The organism is Pyxidicoccus fallax (assembly GCF_012933655.1).
GTDB lineage: Bacteria > Myxococcota > Myxococcia > Myxococcales > Myxococcaceae > Myxococcus > Myxococcus fallax.
In genome coordinates this window covers 1-3,061 of record NZ_JABBJJ010000625.1, presented here as the reverse complement: position 1 = coordinate 3,061, position 3,061 = coordinate 1, and the positions used below count along the sequence as shown (strand labels likewise).

Genomic DNA, 3,061 nt, shown 5'->3' with positions numbered 1-3,061 from the left:
GGGGGGAGGGGAGCGCCCGTGGCGCGCTCCTTGAGCAGCTCCACGAACTCGTCGCCCAGCAGGCGCAGCTCCACCAGCACGCGCGACAGGCGGGCCTGGAAGTAGTTGTAGAAGAGCATCGCCTGCACGGCGACGAGGATGCCCACGGCGGTGGCCACGAGCGCCTCGGAGATGCCCGTCATCACCGCCGCGCTGCCGCCGGTGCCGCCGGCCTCCACGTCCAGGCCCAGGTCCTTGAACGACCGCATGATGCCGGCCACGGTGCCGAACAGGCCCACGAAGGGGGTAATCGAGCCGATGGTGGCGAGCACCCACAGGTTGCGGCGCAGCTTGAGGCCTACCTGGGCGCGCTCGCGCTCCACGGCGGCCTCCACACCCGCGCCTCCGGACGTCCGGGAGCGCTCCAGCCGGTCGAAGCCGGCGAGGAAGATGTCGGCGGCCACCGCGTCGGAGCGCTCGGCGGCGGTGCGGGCCGCGGCCACGTCACCGCGGAGCAGGTGCTTGTTGACCGTCTCGCCGAGGGTGCGCGAGCGCTCGCTCACCCCCCACAGCGCGATGAGCCGCTCGACGGCGACGACCAGCGCGATGATGGAGGCGAGGATGAGCAGGGCGAGGGTGACGCCACCCAGGCGGAGGTAATGAAGGATGTCGTTCAGGCTCATTGGTGGGTGACCGGGCGGGCGGCATGGCCCAGACTAGGAGATATGAACCGCGCAGCCGCCGCAATCTTCCTGGCAGTTCTCTGTTCAGCCTGTCCCAAGAACATCGAGTTCGGCCCCGAGGGCCAGCTCACCGATGCCCAGGTCGTCTATCAGCGCGTCAAGGAGAACCAGGACAACATCGTGTCCCTGGAGGGCGATGCCAAGCTGCGCGTCCAGTCGCCCCAGGCCAGCGGTACCATCAGCATGTTCGTGGCCATCACCCGGCCGGCCCTGCTGCACTTCGAGACCTTCGACTTCTTCAACCGTCCGCTCGCCTCCCTGGCGTCGGACGGCAAACGCTTCGGCCTGTACCAGTCCGAGACGAACACCTGGTACCAGGGGCCCGCGAGCGCGGAGAACGTCTCGCGCTTCCTGCCGGTGGTGCTGCCGGGCGAGGAGCTGGTGGCCATCATGCTCGGCCAGGTGCCCCTCATTCCCCCGGAGCGGATGACGCTGGAGCTGGACCGCGACAAGGGCACCTATGTGCTCACCCTGTACCGGGGGCCCGCCACCCAGGTGCTCCAGGTGCACACGAAGTACCTGCGCGTGCTCAAGAGCCAGGTGCGCGGCGTGCCCGGGTACGACCTGGCCTTCGACGACTTCCTGGAGAAGGGCTCGCTCATCTTCCCCGGCCGGGTGGAGCTGGTGGCCGAGCAGGCCGACACGAAGCTCCAGGTTCGCTACCAGCAGATTTCCCTCAACGGGCGGCCCGACCTCACCCTGTACGAGATGGCTCCGCCCGAGGGGGCCAAGGTGGTGGAGGTGGACGAGCGGGGCCGGGAGCTGCCGGCCGGGAGCCCCCCGCCGGGGCCTCCGGTGTCAGCCTCGCCTCCGGTCGTGCCGGGTTCCTGAGCGGGCAGGCGCGGAAGAAGGGGCGCTGACCGCCGAGTCGATCTAGAGTGGTTCCAACGACATGGCACAGATCAAGCTCGGTGAACTGCTGATCAAGGCGAACGTGCTGCAGGAGAGCCAGCTCAAGGCCGCGCTCGCCGAACAGGCGAAGTGGGGCGGGAAGCTCGGCGAAATCCTGGTCAGGATGAGCCTCGTCTCCGAGGACATCCTGGTGCGCGCGCTGTCCAAGCAGCTCGGCATGCCGGCGGTGAACCTGGACGCGGTGCAGGTGGTGCCGCCACACGTCAAGGCGAAGATCTCCGCCCAGACGGCGCGGGACTTCTCCGTGCTGCCGCTCCAGCTGCGCGACGACGGCAAGACGCTGGTGGTGGCGATGTCCGACCCGCTCAACGTGCGGATGCTGGACGAGCTGCGCGCCGTCACCAAGTGCCGCATCGTCCCCAACGTGGCGGGCCGCAGCTCCATTGCCCGGGCCTTCTCGCGCATCTACGAGGAGAACGCCGAGCTGGAGGACGCGGACACCAACTTCAAGGTGGTGGACGCCCAGGGCCGCACGGTGGTGAAGAACCTGAAGGACCTGGACCCGGCCGCCGCCGCCGCGACGAGCGCGCCCGCGGCCCGGCCCACGCCCACGCCCGCTCCCACGCGCCCCAGCACGGAGACGCCCACCGTGCGCCCCGCGGCCAGCGGCAGCCCCGCGGAGCTGCTGCGCAGCGTGGAGGAGGTGCAGCGCAAGGAGGTCGCCGCCCTCAAGGCGATGGTCGAGCTGCTCATCGAGAAGGGTGTCTTCTCCCGCGAGGAGTACCTCGCCAAGGTCAAGCGGTAGTCCGGGCCCATGCGAAAGAAGATTGGCGAGCTGCTCATCGCGGCGGGAGTGGTGACGGAAGAGCAGGTGCGGGCGGCGCTCGGCCGTCGTGGCGCGCCCGGCAACCAGAAGCTGGGCGAGGTGCTGATATCCCAGGGGCTGTGCACGCGCGCGGACATCGCGCGCGCCCTGGCGACCCAGCACGGCCTGCCCTTCACCGAGCTGCCCGAGGACATCCCCCCGGCCGTCACCTCGCTGGTGTCCCTGGACTTCCAGGCCGAGCACCGGGTGATGCCGTTCCGGCTGGAGGTGGAGGGAAAGACCGAGCGCATCCACGTCGCGGTGGAGGACCCGGGTGACCTGACGCTGGTGGACGAGCTGCGCTTCCAGCTGCGCAAGCAGGTGCGCGTCTTCGTCGTCGCCTCGGACGACCTGGACACCGCCCTGGCGCGCGCCCGCGGCGAGCCGCTGGACATCGTCGAGGCGGAGCCCCTGGACGAGGAGCCCCCCGTGGCGCAGGGCGCGCCGCTGGAGTGGGACTTCCCCGAGGCGCCCCAGTCCGCGCCGAAGCCCGCGGCGAAGCCGCCCCCGAAGCTCGCGCCCCAGGCCGCCGCGCCCGCTCCCGGCCGCGCCGCGCCTCGCGCGCAGGCCACGCCGCCGCCTCCTCCGGTGGATGGCCCGCCGCCCCCGCCCGGCGCGGACA

At 70.9% G+C, this 3,061-nt stretch carries 4 protein-coding genes; 3 read left to right on the top strand and 1 reads right to left on the bottom strand.

Annotated elements, in window-relative coordinates; all coding sequences use genetic code 11:
- Nucleotides 1–662, bottom strand: a 662-nt coding sequence (locus tag HG543_RS52775; RefSeq protein ID WP_169352541.1) for a MotA/TolQ/ExbB proton channel family protein, incomplete at its 3' end; no start/stop codon positions are given.
- A 42-nt stretch (nt 663–704) separates the two neighbouring features.
- Between HG543_RS52775 and HG543_RS52770 the strand changes: the two genes are divergently transcribed.
- The 3 genes from HG543_RS52770 to HG543_RS52760 form a co-directional block, all read left to right on the top strand.
- On the top strand, nt 705–1,553 hold the full coding sequence (locus HG543_RS52770; RefSeq protein WP_169352540.1) for a DUF4292 domain-containing protein: 849 nt from the start codon (nt 705–707) through the stop codon (nt 1,551–1,553).
- A gap of 61 nt (nt 1,554–1,614) precedes the next feature.
- A complete protein-coding gene (locus tag HG543_RS52765; RefSeq protein ID WP_169352539.1) occupies nt 1,615–2,379 on the top strand; it encodes a GspE/PulE/PilB domain-containing protein in 765 nt (254 codons plus the stop codon).
- A gap of 9 nt (nt 2,380–2,388) precedes the next feature.
- Nucleotides 2,389–3,061: GspE/PulE/PilB domain-containing protein (locus tag HG543_RS52760; RefSeq protein ID WP_500690515.1), on the top strand; the 673-nt coding region annotated here is incomplete at its 3' end.